Consider the following 17,560-nt stretch of genomic DNA (forward strand, 5'->3'; position numbering starts at 1 on the left):
CACTTGCAGTCTTAATTTAAATCGATTTCGGGCGTATAAATTTTACAACCAAAAAATCTCAATGAACAAGAATCTTTATGTGGTGCTCATGGCCGGTGGCGTCGGAGTACGCTTTTGGCCTTATAGTAGAAACTCTAAACCAAAACAATTTTTAGATGTGTTGGGCACAGGCAAAACACTACTTCAATCAACCTTCGAACGCTTTCTTCCCATTTGTCCCGCCGAAAATATTTATGTTGTAACACACGAGGAACACGCTCACCTTGTTAAACAACAACTCCCTCAAATTGCAGATGACCAGATCTTAGCAGAGCCGATGCGCAAAAACACGGCTCCCTGCATAGCTTATGCTTATTATAAAATTGGCCAGCTAAATAAAGATGCCATTATAGTTGTTACGCCATCCGATCATTTAATTATGAAGGAAGATGTATTTCTGGATGTCATTAAAAAAGCCGCCGATCAAGCGGCCACACAAGACAAACTGATAACCTTAGGAATTTCACCAACCCGTCCGGAGACTGGCTATGGTTACATTCAATATCATACCGACAAAAGTTTTGCCAAACGTGTAAAGACATTCACCGAAAAACCTGAATTGTCGTTAGCAAAAAAATTCCTGGAGAGCGGAGATTTCGTTTGGAATTCAGGGATTTTTATTTGGGGGGTGGAAGCCATCAACAAAGCGTTCCACCAATACCTTCCTGAGATGACTGAAGTCTTTGACGAGATCAAATCAAAACTTGGAACGCCAGAAGAAAAAGCTGTAATACGCGGCGCCTATTCTCAATGCAAGAATATCTCGATCGATTATGGCATCATGGAGAAAGCACAAAATGTATATGTGTGCTTAGGCAATTTCACCTGGTCAGACTTGGGATCATGGGCCTCTATACACGAAATATCAGTGAAGGACGACAACAATAATGTGATCAATGCGAACACGCATACTTATGACACGCGCAACTGTATTATAAAAGGCTCTCCCGACAAGCTCATCATTGTCCAAGGTCTCAATGGTTATCTTGTTGGCGAATTTGGTAATGTGGTCATTGTTTGTGAAAAAGATAAGGAAGAGCAATTCAGAAGATTTGTAAGCGATCTTAAAGCGAAGCCGAACGCCACGGAGTTTATTTAAAAAAAATGCTTTGTGCAGGTTAACTGTACAAAGCATTTAATATCACCAGAGTTCGATTCCCAACGAGTGTTTCTATTTTTTATCCGGAACAATTCGCGCTTCGCGATTGACAATCTCCCATGCCGTATAAAAAATGCATTGCGTACGTTTTACCAATAAATCAAATTCTATTTTATCAACTTCGTCACTTGGTTTGTGATAGTCTTCATGTATTCCATCAAAATAAAAAATGATGGGAATATTCTTTTTAGCAAAATTCCAATGATCCGATCGATAATACAACCGGTCGGGATGATTCATATCATTGTAAGTGTAATCAAAGATGAGGTTTGTATATAGCTTGTTCGTTGCCTCGCTCACTTCATGCAGGGTTGTTGAAAGCTTATCCGCCCCGATGACGTATATATAGGGAGCACTGTTTTGGTGCTGCGGGTCTCTTCTTCCAATCATATCAATGTTCAAATTAACGACAGTATTCTCTAGGGGAAACACTGGATTTTGCGTGTAATAATCGGAACCCAGTAATCCTTTTTCTTCAGCACTTACCAGCATAAATAATATGCTGCGCCTGGGCCCTTTTCCTTCCAATTTTGCTTGCTTAAAAACTTTAGCCAATTGCATAACGGCCGAGGTACCCGAAGCATCATCATCTGCACCATTGTGAATAAGATCGCCTTCTCCATTTTTCTTAACACCCACGTGATCGTAATGGGCAGTAATCACTACAACTTCTTCCTTCTTGTCAGATCCTTCAATAAAGCCTAATACATTTTCAGATTGAATTGGCTTTATATCGGAGGAAGTCCGGTAAACAATATCCACCGGTTTAATTTTTTTGAACGCTTTCTTTTTGTACCCATCTTCCATGACCTTAATAAGTTTATCTCGCGATAGTCCAAAGAATTTCTCAGTCATGCTTGGCGCCACAATAAATGCACCCGGAACGGAGCTATTACTCAACGGTTTTTTCAAAGTAAGTTCGCGCGATCCGGCAAATGATTTTATTTGGTTAGAAATGATATCAAAATCAGACTTGGTTTTCGAGTGACTAATGAAAATCATTTTTGCCCCTTTTCCCCGAAGTGCTTCTAATTTTTCATTCGTGGGGAAATCTGATGTCACGATCAAGAATACGGCCTTTCCATTAATATCAATTTGACTTAACGCTTCCTCAGATCCATCACCTGCAAACACCATGGGAAGAGAGACCTCCCCACCGCTATCACTATTTCCATAGTAAGTGATTTCGGTATAGTTGTTAAACTGAGAACCTCCTGCTTTCACATAGTTTTCGCCAGCACGTGTCGTGTATAAATCGAAAGGCTGGAGGTAGTCTCCATTCACCGGGCCGGTAAGACGTAATTCCTCAAAATGAGCACGAATAAAAGCCGCAGCCATTTTCTGACCTCGTTTCCCTGTTTCACGCCCTTCAAGCGCATCGGAAGCAAGAATTGATAAGTAATCTTTTAAATCGGACGCAGTTATCCGATTACCATATTTTTGTAATTCAGCATCCTGAGCATCAGTATTTACATAGATTATAAATGCACAAGCCGCTATCCAAAACCTCCATTTCCTCATAATCACATTAGTTAATTCAGCCAAGATCTACACCTTTCATGAATTGCGCAACGTAAATCTATTTTAATAGGAATTATTTGCCTGGAATTGCGCTCGGCACTGTTAATTCTGTTTTGATAGAATTACCTTTGTGACCTCTTTTTGAGTCATTATTATTTTGAAGTAGTATCTCGCAAAATTCACCCTTAATGAAAATAGATTCACAGTACAAAGAACAGTTTGAGACCCGCCACATCGGACCCGATGCTCACCAGACGGAAGCAATGTTGAAGGTAATTAAAGCAAAATCTGTAGACGACTTAATTGATCAAACCGTACCATCGAACATCCGGTTAAAAAAACCGCTTAATCTACCGAGGGCAAAATCTGAGTATGAATTTCTTCACGATTTTTCAAAGATAGCCTCACGGAATAAAGTTTATAAAACATATATCGGAACAGGCTATTACAATACCATCACACCTGGTGTTATTCTCAGAAATGTTTTAGAAAATCCTGGCTGGTATACGGCCTATACGCCTTATCAAGCGGAAATCGCACAGGGCAGACTGGAGGCTTTGATCAATTATCAAACTATGATCATTGATCTCACGGGAATGCAAATCGCGAACGCGTCACTATTAGACGAAGCTACTGCGGCAGCAGAGGCCATGCATGTTTTTTTAGCTTCCAGAAAAGGCTCTCGAAAAAACGCCGTTAAAATATTTATTGACCAAAATACGTTTCCCCAAACAATTGATGTTCTGAAGAACCGCGCCACACCGCTTGAGGTAGAAGTGATTGTCGGGGATATTAAAACAGTTGATCTTACTAATACCGATCTATTTGCTGTTTACATTCAAAACCCTGACAATAACGGCGCAATTCATGACTACTCCGCGCTGATTCAGGCGGCCCATGACAATGACGTGTTCGTCGCGATGGGCGCGGATTTGATGAGCCTGGTGCTGATGAAAACGCCGGGCGAAATGGGCGCTGACATTGTTGTTGGGTCAAGCCAACGTTTCGGGGTACCGATGGGTTTCGGAGGACCTCACGCTGCTTTCTTTGCTACCAAAGATGATTTCAAAAGACAGATGCCCGGAAGAATTATCGGTGCGTCCATAGATGCATCAGGAAATCCCGCATATCGAATGGCACTTCAAACGCGTGAACAACATATCCGAAGAGAGAAAGCCACTTCGAACATCTGTACCGCCCAGGTTTTACTTTCTGTGATGGCAGGTATGTATGCTGTTTATCACGGTCCCCAGGGTTTGAAAAAAATTGCAGGGCGAATTCACGCTTTGGCGAAATCCCTAGACCATGCGTTAAAATCATTGGGTATAAAACAAATTAATGAGTTTTATTTCGACACCCTGAAAATTGAAGTTGATGATATAAGACTGGTTGAGCATGAAGCATTAAAACACGAAATAAACTTTAGGTATTTTTCCGACAACCATATTGGGATTACGCTGGATGAAACAACTTCGCCCGATGATATTCAAACCATCATCAGTATTTTTTCCACAGTAAACAATAAGAAACTGGAAACCTTTTCTGTTAATGGTCAGGAAATAAATTGGCCGGCGAATTGGATTCGAAAGACACCGTTTCTTACGCATCCGGTTTTTAACACCCATCATTCCGAGCACGAAATGCTTCGTTACATCAAGCGACTTGAGAATAAAGATTTGTCGATGGTTCATTCCATGATTTCTCTTGGTTCTTGTACGATGAAACTCAATGCTACAGCCGAAATGATTCCTGTTACCTGGCCCGAGTTAGGTAACATACATCCCTTCGCTCCATCCAATCAGACGGAAGGATATCAGGAAATCATTGCCTCCCTGGAGAACTGGTTAAAAGAAATTACCGGATTCACCGGTGTTTCGCTCCAGCCAAATAGTGGCGCTCAGGGTGAATATGCTGGGCTGCTGGTTATCCGTGCTTATCATCAGGATCACGGAAACATTCAACGAAACATTGCTTTGATCCCTGCATCGGCTCACGGCACAAATCCAGCCAGCGCGGTAATGGCAGGTATGCATGTCGTTGTAGTTAAATCAGACGACGAAGGTAAAATTGACGTCTTAGATTTAAAGGCTAAGGCCGAACAATACAAGGATCAACTGTCATGCCTCATGGTGACTTATCCATCCACGCATGGCGTTTTTGAAGAATCTATCGTTGAGATCTGTGAAGTTATACATGCGCATGGCGGATTAGTGTACATGGATGGAGCAAATATGAATGCGCAGGTTGGCCTGACTTCACCCGCTACCATCGGCGCGGACGTCTGCCACTTGAATTTACACAAGACCTTTTGTATACCACATGGAGGCGGAGGCCCAGGCATGGGTCCCATTTGCTGCAATGACAAATTGAAGCCCTATTTGCCGGGACATTCTATCATCAAAACAGGAGGTGACAAAGCTATCCAGGCTGTTTCAGCAGCGCCCTGGGGAAGTGCCAGTATCTTAACCATTTCCTACGCCTACATTGCTATGATGGGTGGCGCAGGGCTGACTAATGCAACGAAGATGGCCATTGTAAATGCAAATTATATTAAAGATCGTCTCGAAGGCCATTTTAAAATTCTTTACACAGGAAGCAAAGGCCGGTGTGCCCACGAGATGATTGTCGATTGCCGCGATTTTAAGAAAGCAGGTGTGGAAATGGAAGATATTGCCAAACGTTTGATGGACTATGGTTTTCACGCTCCCACGGTTTCCTTCCCAGTAGCTGGAACGTTGATGATAGAACCCACAGAAAGTGAACCGAAAGAAGAGCTTGACCGCTTCATCGATGCGTTACTCGAAATCCGAAATGAAATTAAGGAAGTAGAAGAAGGTAAAGTCTCCAGAGATAACAATGTTTTAAAAAATGCGCCGCACACAGCAACCGTTGTGATGGCTGATCATTGGGACAAACCTTATAGCCGCCAGAAAGCCGCATATCCCCTGCCCTATGTGAAGGATGCCAAATTCTGGCCCGCCGTTAGCCGGGTAGATAACGCCTATGGTGACAGAAATCTCGTGTGCAGTTGTTTGCCAATTGAAGAATATACAAAGGAGACTACCGCTATATAATCATACAAGACTAAAAAAGAGAGGCCGTCCTTTTGAGACAGCCTCTCTTTTTTATTACGATGTCATTTCCATTCGTTTCATTCGCTCTTTCTCTTTTCTTACCAGTTCTTCTTGCGTCGCTTGCAACTCTTCCATATTCTGTCGCATCTCTTCTTCCTGCGCGCGCATTTGCTCTTCATTTAACTTTGCATTTTCAAGCAACGCTTTCATCTTTTGTGTTGTTTGAGAATTCAAAATCGCAGAAGCTAAAAATTCACCAGCCTTTTTAAGGAACATTGTATGATGCTCTTCAAAATCAATGAACGATGCTAACTCAATGATAGCAACGGTATGCACATCATATTTCAAAGGTACAATCACTAAATATCTGGGCGTTGCATCGCCTAGGCCTGACGTAATATGAGTATATCCGTTTGGTACATCTTTCAACTGTGTAATCTCTCCTTCCAGAAACGCCTGTCCGATCAACCCGTTTCCGATTTCAATTTTTTTCTCTATCCATTTCTTTTTATCGAATGCATAACTAGACGCCAGATTCAAATATTCGGCACCTTCTTCACCTTCTAATACAAACAAACTTCCCTGTTGCGCTTTAAGATATTTCGTTAGGAACGAAACACACTTGTCTGCCAGTATTTTCGAATCGTGTTGATGATTCCTGACAATCTCTGAAAACTTGGCTAAGCCCTCATTCATCCAGTTTCGCTTCTCATCTTCCGCTTTTACCGTTTTAAGCTTTTCACGCATGTTGAGTAAATCTCCGGCAAGCGTTTCTTGATTTAGTTTGAAGTTTGTTTCATTCAGACCTTTCCATTCAACTGTGTAATCACCACTTGCCAGCACCTTGATGAACTCAGAAGCTTTACGCGAATTTTGTATCGAAGTCTCTATAATTTCTTCCTCTATTAATCCGTGATCCTTCCCAGAATTAAAGACGTATTTGACATCGTTCTCATGAATTTTCTGTAAAAGCTTTTCGCGTTGACGTTGCTCCCGGCGTAATCTTAAAACAATGAATGTTAAAATGGGGAGGGTTATTACCACTAAGAAGATTTGCAGTATTAAATTATATCGTTCTGCAAATGCGGCCCTTTCATAAGCCTCCTGTTGTAAATCACTTTCATATTTTGAAAGCGGTCCATAAAAAGCATTGTAAGAAGTCTCCTTCTCAAACCCTTTATCCACATTTAGTAGCTGTTTAAAAGTTGCCATGCTATCGACCTTCGCCATGTTCAATAAGTCGTTGGAGTATTGAATGTACGCTTTTACGTCAGCCTGAAGTTTCTTGAGATCATTCAACTTAGGATACGCTTGCTCCTTCAAACCTATTTCCAGTTCATGAAATATTCCGGAATTTGCGTTGATGGATTTCTCATAAAGACTCAGCATTTTTTCGTTTTTAGTAAGTCCAAAACCCCGTACACCCAAATCTACGCCGTGAACCGTACTGTTAAGAATATTATCAGCCAGATCCATGATTGATTCAGAATTCTGAATCATCTCATGTGTTTCTCGGATGACGTTATTATTGCGTACTGTTAATCCTACATTAATAAGGAGCAGCATTACAAATACGGACGCTGCGAAGGCCACTTGTATCCAGCCTTCTTTGAAGATTTTTTTCATGCACTCAACTTGATTGTTGGAATAATATTTAATTATAAAACGTTTCCCGAAGATAGAGAGAATTTGAATTCACTTAGACATCAGAGGGACCCGTAAAAGAGTACATTTAAAAGCAAAAAGATCGCACGTTATATTTAAAGCTATTTTGCATAATCCGGGAGGTACTTCAAGATCTCGTTACCGAAAAAATACAATGCACTACTAAAAATAACAGACCAGACGGAAGCACTGATGAACATGTAAAGGATTATTTTCTCTTTCGGACTCCCGGAACTAACCGCTAGTAACGTCCCGCCTATTGGTGTTAGAACAATTGGAGTTAATGCAGCAACACCAATAAGCCCATACTTTTTCCAGATGGTAACAAATCGACGGCTATTCACCGTAAATTTTTTTCTTTTTTTATAAAATATACTTACAATTTTCTCGCGAATCCAGTTACCAAAGAAAGTCAGCAGAAGCACAACGCTCATCATACCGGCCACCGTAATCAGGATGGTAGCCAGTAATGTAAACCCGTAAGCATAGCCACCCAAAGGCCCAAAAATAAATTTGAGCATGCATGAAAAATAAACCGATGCAGCCTTCCAAATAATTTCCCACATAGTCACTATCCACGTTACATTTTAAGGCCAAAACTCAAATCGCCTGCATCGCCCAGCCCAGGAACAATGTAAAATTGGTCATTAAGATTTTCATCTATAGCACAGGTATAGATTGAAAAAGGCACATTTAAATTTTCTTTTATATAATGAATCCCTTCAGGCGCAGCCACCAGTGCTGCTATAAAAATATGAGAAGGTTGCCCGCGCTTCAGCAATGTTTCTACAGACCGTATAATAGATTTGCCTGTCGCCAGCATCGGATCGACTAAAATAACGATCCGTTCGTTGACCACCGGAACAGCAACATAATCCAGGTGGATGAGTATCTCGTCAGAACCCTCTTCTCTGTACGCTCCGATAAAACCACAATCCGATCGATCAAAATAATCAAGAAAACCATCCAGGTAAGGAAGTCCTGCCCGTAGAACGGTAAGTAATACGGGATGTTGTGCGAGTAGTGGAATATTAGATGCTGCAAGTGGACCCTGAACAAGCTGCTCCTTAAAATCGAGTTTCTTCGAAATTTCGTAGGCCATTAGTTGTCCCAGCCGCTTCATGTTTTTCCTGAATTTTCCACGATCAAGTTGAATATCTTTGTCTCGCAATTCGGATATAAACTGATTTGCTATCGTATTTTGCGAACTAAGGTTAAATATCATATCACGTTTTTCTTCATCGAAAATTTAGAATAAAGTTGTGGTAAGAACTAATGTAAGCGTTAACAAATAAAAGTTGGGCAATGATTGACATTCTTACCTATACGACTCGTTACGATTTTACTAGGTTTGCAGTATGAAGATGATTTTACTTATTCGTATTCATGAAACTACTTAAACAACTCTGTGAAATACCTGCTCCGTCTGGCGATGAAGTTGCGATGAAAGAATTTTTATTGAAATACATTCGAAAGGAGAGCAAGAAATGGAAAGTTGTTCCTGAAATTTTCCAGGAGGGTTTGCAAGACTGTATAATCTTAAAATTCGGAAATCCCCGCACTGCAATTTTTGCACACATGGACAGCATAGGATTTACCGTTCGCTATCAAAATCAATTATTGCCGATCGGAAGTCCTGATGCAGATTCAGGTACGAAACTCGTCGGGAAAGACAGTCTCGGGCCAATTGAATGTGAACTTGAATTCGACAACGACAGGCATGCGTTTTACTCCTTCGGCCGTCAAATTGACCGCGGTGCTACCCTGACATATAAAGTGAATTTTCGCGAGACCAAACAGTTCATACAATCGGCATATCTCGACAATCGTTTAGGCATTTACAATGTTTTAAAAGTAGCGGAAACATTGAAAGACGGTGTGATCGTTTTTAGTTGCTGGGAAGAACATGGCGGAGGTTCGGTTCCGTTTCTCGCTAAAATAATCCACGAAAAATGGAACATCAGCCAGGCGCTGATATCTGATATTACCTGGGTTTCTGATGGTGTTCATCCCGGAAAAGGTGTAGCCATCTCGATGCGTGATCGAAACCTTCCGAGAAAATCTTACCTTGATAGGATTATCGCTATTGCAAAAAAAAGAAAAATAGATTTTCAACTGGAGGTAGAAGGAGCCGGCTCCAGTGATGGTCGTGAACTGCAAACTTCACCCTACCCTTTCGATTGGTGTTTTGTTGGTGCACCGGAACAGGGGGCCCATTCACCTGATGAAAAAGTTCATAAACACGACATCAAAACCATGATAGAACTATACTCATGGCTGATGAAGGATCTGTGATATAAACTTTCGCGTACTTTTATTTTCCGGATCTCGCTGTTAATCGTAACTTTTTATTCAATAACTAATTTAAGTAGGATCAGATAAACGAGTGATATGAAATTTCACTCCGATTTCTTTATGCAGCTGCTTAGTACCCTCCGCAGCAAATCCGCACAATCAAATTAAATCGGTTAGGATGACCTATATTCCGTCTTATCCTGTGGCCGTTACAAATTATCACAGTATCCATGAATTTCCTTTTATCTTTACAGCCTCAAAAAAATAAGGATGAAGATTAAGGATTTAGAATTTGAGAAGTTCATACGGGAAGATGAGATCAAAGCTAAAATAAGTGCGTTAGCTGAAATGATAGACCTTGATTACAATTCAAAAACGCCGGTTTTTCTTCCTATTCTTAATGGATCGTTCATGTTTGGAGCAGATTTGCTTAAACAGGTCTCTATTCCCTGCAAAGTCTCCTTTGTTAAGATATCCTCGTATGTTGGAACTGTTAGCTCAGGGCAAATCAAAACACTCATTGGACTTGATGAAAGCCTGTTCAACCAAGACATTATTATCGTAGAGGACATCATTGATACTGGCCAAACCTTACAAAAAATTGTAACTGAACTAAAAAGCCTGGGTACTAAATCGGTGGAAGTTATTTCCCTGCTTCGAAAAAAAACTGCGCGTGAAAAGGGAATTGCTGTTAAATATTTAGGATTTGAAATTGAAACTGAATTTGTTGTAGGATATGGATTAGACTACGACGGGTTGGGAAGAAACCTCAAAGACCTTTATAAGACGGACTCGGAAAATATCTTCAATCCCGATAGCTCAGTTTAAAATTCATCTTGGATTACTATATTCGTCACCTTGTTTCACAAAAAGGCCCCCAACAGTAACGTAAACAACACATTTACATGATCAACATTATACTCTTCGGCCCTCCTGGCGCGGGTAAAGGCACACAAAGTGCAAAAATCATTGAGAAATATTCACTTGTTCATATCGCTACTGGGGATCTTTTCAGAAAACATCTTAAGGAGGGAACGCCGCTGGGCAATCTTGCAAAGGATTACATGAACAAAGGGAATCTTGTCCCCGACCAGGTAGTAATCGACATGGTAGACGACAAGATTAAAAACAGTGGCAATGCATCCGGTATCATCTTTGACGGATTTCCGCGGACGATTCCGCAGGCCGAGGCTCTCGATAAACTATTGGCATCCAAAAGCACTCCAATAAAAGTATTAATCGAACTTGTTGTTCCGGAAGATGAACTCAGACTGCGACTGGCTGACCGTGCTGCAAAAGAAAATCGGCCCGATGATGCAAAACCGGAAGTGATTGAAAACAGAATCTCAGTATATAAAGGTGAAACTGCTTCCGTAGCCGAATATTATAAGAAACTCGGCAAGTATGCGTCTGTTGTAGGTGTAGGCGAAATTGAAAATATTTTTTCCAACATCTGCCGGGAAATAGATAAAAGCCTTTTGTTGTAGAAAGTGTATTGGAAGATTGCGAGATCAGACTATTAGCTTTACATCTTTCAATTTTCTGTTCTTTCAATTTTAATCCTATAATCTCAACATTTTGGCTTCTCCTAACTTCATCGACTACGTTAAATTTTGTTCCCGCTCCGGCCACGGTGGGGCCGGTTTTTTGCATTTTCATCGTGAAAAATTCATCGAGAAAGGCGGCCCTGATGGTGGCAACGGAGGGCGTGGGGGCCACGTAATCCTAAGAGGTAATGCACAACTTTGGACACTCCTACATTTAAAATACAGAAAACATGTGATTGCCAGCAATGGTAATGGTGGAGAGGAACAAAACCGAACAGGCGCTGATGGCAAAGATGAAATTCTTGAAGTGCCATTGGGCACTGTAGCAAAGCGTGCGGACACTGACGAAGTGCTTTTCGAAGTAACTGAGGATGGAAAAGAATATATTTTATCACCAGGTGGAAGAGGTGGAAAAGGAAATGCTTTTTTTGCTACGTCTACCAATCAGGCGCCGCAGCATGCACAACCTGGCGAAGCTGGTACGGAAGAATGGATTGTCCTTGAACTCAAACTATTAGCCGATGTAGGGTTGGTTGGATTTCCTAATGCGGGGAAGTCGACGTTGCTTTCAGTTGTATCAGCTGCAAAACCAAAAATTGGTGATTACCCGTTCACGACGCTTACGCCTAACCTGGGCGTGGTTTCTTATCGTGACGACCGTTCTTTTGTAATGGCCGATATTCCGGGAATTATTGAGGGCGCCGCCGAAGGAAAGGGTTTAGGCATCAGGTTTTTACGGCATATAGAACGCAATTCATTACTGCTGTTTTTGATTCCAGCGGATTCAAAAGATATTAAAACAGAGTTTGAAATATTGCTGAATGAACTTAGGAAGTATAATCCGGAGTTATTGGATAAAAAAAGGCTACTCGCCATTTCGAAGATGGATATGTTGGATGATGAACTCCTTGCCGAAATGAAAAAAGACGTACCTCACGATATTCCGTGCGTATTTATTTCTGCAGTCACTAACAAGGGTATTCAAGAGTTAAAGGACTTGATTTGGAAAACCCTGCACGAATAATTCAAAAATCTCAGTGTCAGTTTGGCATTAAAAACACCTTTGGCAAAGTTGTTGACCCGAAGGATTTAATTAGTTTTCAAGACGTTATGTCTTTAGAATATCATTAATCAAAGCGCAAATGAAGCAGAACGAAGAGATACTTTCAGAAAACAACGAAGCAGCAGAAAACGTGTCAGCCTCTGTACAGGACACTCAGAACGCTTCTTTGGAAAAAGTACAGGCAGAACTCAATGAGCAAAAAGAGAAATTCATTCGTTTGTATTCGGAGTTTGAAAACTTTAGAAGACGTACGGCAAAGGAAAAACTGGATCTGATCCAATCTGCTAACGAGCAATTGATTAAAACATTACTTCCGGTGGTAGATGATTTTGATCGCGCAGAAAAATCTTTTCAAGACAAAAACAATAACGACTTGGAAGGATTTTTCCTGATCCGCAATAAATTTAAAAAGATCCTGGAACAGACGGGTGTAAAAGTAATGGATGTTAAAGCCGGCTCTGACTTTGATGCAGATTTGCACGAGGCCATCACGCAAATTCCATCACCCGATGAAAAGCTGAAAGGCAAGGTCGTCGACGTCGTTGAGGCAGGCTACTTATTAAATGAAAAAGTAATTCGGTTCGCTAAAGTTGTGGTGGGTAGTTAACCCGACTTTTAGAACATCTTTCAATATCTAAATCCATGTCCGCAAAAAGAGATTATTACGAAATACTAGGTGTCAATAAATCCTCATCGGTGGAGGAGATAAAAAAAGCTTATCGTAAAGTTGCTATTCAGTTTCACCCCGATAAAAATCCCGACAATAAAGAAGCTGAAGAAAAATTCAAAGAAGCGGCCGAGGCCTACGAAGTTCTGAGCGATCAGGAAAAAAGGGCACATTATGATCGTTTCGGTCATGCCAGAGGGAACGGTGGTTTCAGTGGCCAAAACATGAACATGGATGATATCTTCAGCCAGTTCGGAGATATTTTTGGAGGAGGCGGCGGAAGTCCATTCGACAGTTTCTTTGGTGGAGGCGGCTCCCGTGGCGGACGACGTCAACGCAAGGGTACTAACCTCAGAATAAAATTAAAGCTCAACTTAGAGGAAATCGCGCACGGCGTTGAAAAGAAGATTAAAGTTAACCGCCTTGTTCGTGCAGAAGGTGTAACTTTTAAGACTTGCACAACCTGTCAGGGCACAGGGCAAATCCGGAAAGTAGTCAATACTATGTTGGGCCAAATGGTTTCGGCCAGTACTTGTTCAAATTGTGATGGCTCCGGTCAAATTATTGACAAACGTCCAGGTGGAGTAGATAGCTCCGGACTAGTATCAAAAGAAGAACATATCAGCGTTAAAATACCTGCCGGAGTTGCCGATGGTATGCAACTTTCCATGTCGGGCAAAGGAAATGAAGCTCCGGGAGGAGGAGCTGCGGGCGATTTATTAATTCTAATAGAAGAACAAGAAGACAAGTTCCTGAAAAGAGATGGCAATAATCTTGTCTATGACCTTTATATAAGTTTTGTAGATGCAGCCTTAGGAACAAATGTAGAAGTGCCGTCTGTAGGTGGAAAGGTGAAGATTAAAATTGACGCCGGAACTCAAAGCGGTAAAATTTTAAGACTTCGCGGAAAAGGACTTAAAGATGTAAACGGATATGAAACCGGAGATCAGCTGATTTACGTCAATGTCTGGACACCGAAAAAGTTGACCGCTGAGGAAAGGGCTATTTTGGAAGGCCTGAAACGCTCACCCAACTTCGAGCCTCATCCCGATGCTAACGAAAAGGGCTTTTTTGAGCGTATGAAGGAATATTTTAACTAAAAAGATTCCGGGCAACCCATTTCAAATCTACTCGTTTAACTAAGATTAAGCGGGGGCCAAGTGTATATTTCACGTTTAAACTTACACGTCGTAACCCCCATTACTTATAGATCGTAATAACGACATGCATAGAAAGATCTGGTTAACGTATTGTGGGGTTGCTATCGCGGGACTTGCATTCGGACAGCTTAAAAAACAATTTACTGTTGAAGACGTCGCTCATTGCGAAAATATCAGGCTATGTTTAAAGGCCAACAGTGGTAATTGCTTTATAAAACCCAGCCAAAACACTGAAATTCTTAATGTTTTCAGCAATCAAACTGAAAACACATATGCCCATAACTTTCGGAAAGAGGTAAAAGGCAAGACTTGCGAAGTACTCCTTAACCTCGAGGATATGCATTCCGAAGGTATAAGTCAAACCATTTCTACTCGTTTTTTCGGCGCTTCCGACAAGCCAGCCAGTGATAAAATCTGGAAAATGTATCTAACGGATGCCAAACCCTATTTTCTTGAATTGAATTACGGTATTGGTAATGCCAACATTGACCTGTCGGGATTGGCCATCAAAACGCTTAAAATCAATACGGGTAGTGCGGATGTAAACGTAGGATATTACTCTTCCCTTGAGAATCAAATTGATATGGACACCTTCTTCGTTAAAGTAGACCTGGGTTCCATAAATGTAAAAAATCTAAACATGTCCCGATCGCGGTTCATGATGGCAGATGTCGGGTTTGGTAATATGACACTCGACTTTAGAAGCAAGCCCTTGGTAAGCAACAATATCAGAGGAAGTGTAGGCGCTGGAAATCTTACCATCTTATTGCCTCCTGCCGAAACACCAGTATTGGTGAAGATCAAAGACTCATGGTTATGTAGTGTAAAAATACCGGATCAATTTAAGAAGGTCTCGGAAAATGTCTTTGCCAATGCTGCGTACACCAGAGATGCCAAAAACAGTCTGACATTCGATCTTGACGTTTCTATGGGAAACATCATTTTTAAGTAATTACCTCTAAGTTTCGGCAGCGTTACCGCCGATCTAATCTTCTAAACCCGTTGTTTGTAATTCCTTGCTATCTTTTGCCACTAATTCGTTATTACCAAACCAAATTTTGTGGAAGCTTTAGTTGCCAACAATGTTACCAAACGTTATACAAATCATGTGGCGCTCGACCATGTCAGCTTAAGTATTCCCGAACACACCATCTTTGGTTTACTGGGGCCGAACGGCGCTGGTAAGACTACGTTCATTAGAATAATCAACCAAATCATCAACGCCGATGATGGTGACATCATTATTTTCGGCGAAAAACTTCAGGAAAAACACATCGGAACTATTGGCTATTTGCCTGAGGAACGCGGCCTCTACAAAAAGTTGAAGGTTGGAGATCAGCTCATATATCTCGCACGGCTAAAAGGACTGAGCAAGCATGATGCAACCGAAAAAAGCAAAGCCTGGATGCGAAAGTTTGAAATTACAGACTGGTGGAATAAAAAAGTTGAAGACTTGAGCAAAGGCATGGCTCAGAAAGTACAGTTCATCAGCACGGTGATGCATGAACCCAGACTCATTATTTTAGATGAACCTTTTTCAGGATTCGATCCCGTCAATGCACAGCTTATCACGCAGGAGATTCTAGAACTGAAACAAAAGGGCTGTACAATTATTTTCTCTACCCACCGCATGGAAACGGTGGAGGATTTGTGTGACCACATTGCATTGATCGATAAATCTAAAAAAATCCTGGAGGGCTCTAAAAAACAAATTAAAGAAACGTACAGAACCAATACCTATACCGTTGAACATAAAGGCGAAATTCACAGTTCTTCTTCCAACTACGAACTGCTGTCGCAGAAAAACCTTGAAGACTCATTTTATCAGTCGGTGATACGAATGAAAAACAACGATAACCCTAATCAACTCATTCGCGCGCTCACCGAAGTCACTGAAGTCCATAGTTTCATTGAAAAAATTCCAAGCATGAGTGAAATTTTTATAACGCTGGTGAAAGGAGGAAGCCGTGAATAAAATTTGGCTTATCATTCAAAGGGAATTTTTGAACCGTGTTCAAAAAAAATCTTTTCTTATTGCTACCATTCTTCTGCCGCTCATTTTTCCTGCACTCATGGCCATCCTGGTGTACGTTGCTATCGAGCAAAAAAAGAATGCAACAAAAGATGTTGTACATTATCTAGACGAGAGCAAGAAGTTTGTTCCCGATACGGCCAAATACATTTTTAGAAAATTCGACGGATCGCTCGAAGAGGCTAAAAAGACATTTCAAAAAGATCAAAGCTACGGCTTGCTGTACATTCCGGATTTTGACCTTGCCCACCCAAGAGGTATAACACTTTACACAAAGGTGAATCCCAGTCCCAACGAAATTGGGGATCTGGAAGGCATCCTTGAGAACAGAGTTCGTGAATTAAAAATGACAAAGTTCAACATCAAACAGGAAGTGCTGGACAGCATAAAAACTGATATCGCCATTCAAACCATAAACATTTCAGAAGAAGGAGATGAGCAAACTTCCGATTCCAAAGTTTTATTTGGCATCGGTATGGCGTGTGGCATTATGATGTACATCTTTATTTTCATTTACGGCGCCCAAATCATGCAAGGTGTTATTGAAGAAAAAACAAGTAAGGTTGTGGAAGTTATTGTTTCGTCTGTAAAACCCTTTCAACTAATGATGGGTAAAATTATGGGCCTTGCTTCGGTGGGATTACTTCAGTTTTTAATCTGGATCATATTAATCACAACACTATCATCAGTTGTCTTAGGGTATTTTGGATTGGACATGCCGCAACAACAAATGATGAATGAAATGAGCCAACAGTATCCCGAAGCTCAGATGCAAAATCCTGATACAATGGAGTTACTGAACATGATTGGAGCAATTCCTTTTGGCTATCTGATTTTTAATTTCCTGTTTTATTTTCTGGGAGGATATTTATTGTACGGCGCACTTTTCGCCGCCGTGGGTTCTGCCGTTGACAGTCCTGCAGAAGCGCAACAATTTATGTTTCCCATTACCATACCCATGCTGATTTCTTATTTCGGACTATTTACTTTTATCCTTGATGATCCACACGGGCCCATCAGCGTTTGGTTATCCATAATTCCCTTTACTTCACCCATTGCCATGATGGGAAGAATTGGATTTGGAGTACCGGTATGGCAATTGATTTTATCCATGCTATGCCTTATCGGTGGTTTTATCTTTACAACCTGGGTGGCTGCGAGAATATACCGTGTCGGAATTTTAATGCATGGTACAAAAATAAATTACAAGGTGATGGCAAAGTGGTTTATGATGAAGGGGTAGTCAACGACACCACACAAGTGATCACTGCCAGGTCAGAATTGCATCAAACACACTACACGAATTTCCACGTTCAGTTCTAAGCTCATCTTGTTTTT

Annotated in this window: 15 protein-coding genes; 11 read left to right on the forward strand and 4 right to left on the reverse strand. The window is 41.1% G+C overall.

What is annotated here, in order from left to right:
• Nucleotides 1-61: 61 nt before the first annotated feature.
• Nucleotides 62-1,138 (forward strand): mannose-1-phosphate guanylyltransferase, encoded by a 1,077-nt coding sequence (locus P2W71_RS20005; protein WP_276373096.1) that lies wholly within the window; start codon nt 62-64, stop codon nt 1,136-1,138.
• 72 nt (nt 1,139-1,210) lie between these two features.
• Here P2W71_RS20005 and P2W71_RS20010 read toward each other — a convergent pair whose 3' ends face one another.
• The gene (locus tag P2W71_RS20010; RefSeq protein WP_276373097.1) at nt 1,211-2,719 is read right to left on the reverse strand and encodes a M28 family peptidase; all 1,509 of its coding nucleotides are present in this window, start codon (nt 2,717-2,719) and stop codon (nt 1,211-1,213) included.
• A gap of 188 nt (nt 2,720-2,907) precedes the next feature.
• Between P2W71_RS20010 and gcvP the strand changes: the two genes are divergently transcribed.
• The gene (gene gcvP, locus P2W71_RS20015) at nt 2,908-5,793 is read left to right on the forward strand and encodes an aminomethyl-transferring glycine dehydrogenase (protein ID WP_276373098.1); all 2,886 of its coding nucleotides are present in this window, start codon (nt 2,908-2,910) and stop codon (nt 5,791-5,793) included.
• 54 nt (nt 5,794-5,847) lie between these two features.
• Here gcvP and P2W71_RS20020 read toward each other — a convergent pair whose 3' ends face one another.
• The 3 genes from P2W71_RS20020 to upp form a co-directional block, all read right to left on the reverse strand.
• A complete protein-coding gene (locus P2W71_RS20020; protein WP_276373099.1) occupies nt 5,848-7,419 on the reverse strand; it encodes a GAF domain-containing protein in 1,572 nt (523 codons plus the stop codon).
• A 140-nt stretch (nt 7,420-7,559) separates the two neighbouring features.
• A complete protein-coding gene (locus P2W71_RS20025; protein WP_276373100.1) occupies nt 7,560-7,979 on the reverse strand; it encodes a hypothetical protein in 420 nt (139 codons plus the stop codon).
• 59 nt (nt 7,980-8,038) lie between these two features.
• Entirely contained in the window at nt 8,039-8,683 is a 645-nt protein-coding gene (gene upp, locus P2W71_RS20030; RefSeq protein ID WP_276373101.1) for a uracil phosphoribosyltransferase, read from the reverse strand.
• 161 nt (nt 8,684-8,844) lie between these two features.
• Here upp and P2W71_RS20035 point away from each other — a divergent pair, with 161 nt between their 5' ends.
• The 9 genes from P2W71_RS20035 (at nt 8,845) to P2W71_RS20075 (ending at nt 17,465) form a co-directional block, all read left to right on the forward strand.
• The gene (locus P2W71_RS20035; RefSeq protein ID WP_276373102.1) at nt 8,845-9,753 is read left to right on the forward strand and encodes a M20/M25/M40 family metallo-hydrolase; all 909 of its coding nucleotides are present in this window, start codon (nt 8,845-8,847) and stop codon (nt 9,751-9,753) included.
• A gap of 270 nt (nt 9,754-10,023) precedes the next feature.
• The gene (gene hpt / locus P2W71_RS20040; protein ID WP_276373103.1) at nt 10,024-10,581 is read left to right on the forward strand and encodes a hypoxanthine phosphoribosyltransferase; all 558 of its coding nucleotides are present in this window, start codon (nt 10,024-10,026) and stop codon (nt 10,579-10,581) included.
• Nucleotides 10,582-10,658: 77 nt separating this feature from the next.
• Complete coding sequence (locus tag P2W71_RS20045; RefSeq protein WP_276373104.1) at nt 10,659-11,240, forward strand: adenylate kinase; 582 nt, start codon at nt 10,659-10,661, stop codon at nt 11,238-11,240.
• A 91-nt stretch (nt 11,241-11,331) separates the two neighbouring features.
• Complete coding sequence (obgE, locus tag P2W71_RS20050; RefSeq protein ID WP_276373105.1) at nt 11,332-12,324, forward strand: GTPase ObgE; 993 nt, start codon at nt 11,332-11,334, stop codon at nt 12,322-12,324.
• A 118-nt stretch (nt 12,325-12,442) separates the two neighbouring features.
• Nucleotides 12,443-12,970 (forward strand): nucleotide exchange factor GrpE, encoded by a 528-nt coding sequence (locus tag P2W71_RS20055; RefSeq protein ID WP_276373106.1) that lies wholly within the window; start codon nt 12,443-12,445, stop codon nt 12,968-12,970.
• 35 nt (nt 12,971-13,005) lie between these two features.
• Nucleotides 13,006-14,130: a molecular chaperone DnaJ gene (gene dnaJ, locus P2W71_RS20060; RefSeq protein WP_276373107.1), complete on the forward strand. Its 1,125-nt coding sequence runs from the start codon at nt 13,006-13,008 to the stop codon at nt 14,128-14,130.
• Between the two features lie 124 nt (nt 14,131-14,254).
• Entirely contained in the window at nt 14,255-15,142 is an 888-nt protein-coding gene (locus tag P2W71_RS20065; protein WP_276373108.1) for a hypothetical protein, read from the forward strand.
• Nucleotides 15,143-15,250: 108 nt separating this feature from the next.
• Nucleotides 15,251-16,165, forward strand: coding sequence for an ATP-binding cassette domain-containing protein (locus P2W71_RS20070; protein ID WP_276373109.1), 915 nt, complete (start codon nt 15,251-15,253; stop codon nt 16,163-16,165).
• Nucleotides 16,158-17,465: an ABC transporter permease gene (locus P2W71_RS20075; protein ID WP_276373110.1), complete on the forward strand. Its 1,308-nt coding sequence runs from the start codon at nt 16,158-16,160 to the stop codon at nt 17,463-17,465. Before P2W71_RS20070 ends, P2W71_RS20075 begins: the two co-directional genes overlap by 8 nt.
• Nucleotides 17,466-17,560 lie beyond the last annotated feature (95 nt).

It is taken from the genome of Chryseolinea sp. H1M3-3, assembly GCF_029360725.1.
GTDB lineage: Bacteria > Bacteroidota > Bacteroidia > Cytophagales > Cyclobacteriaceae > Chryseolinea.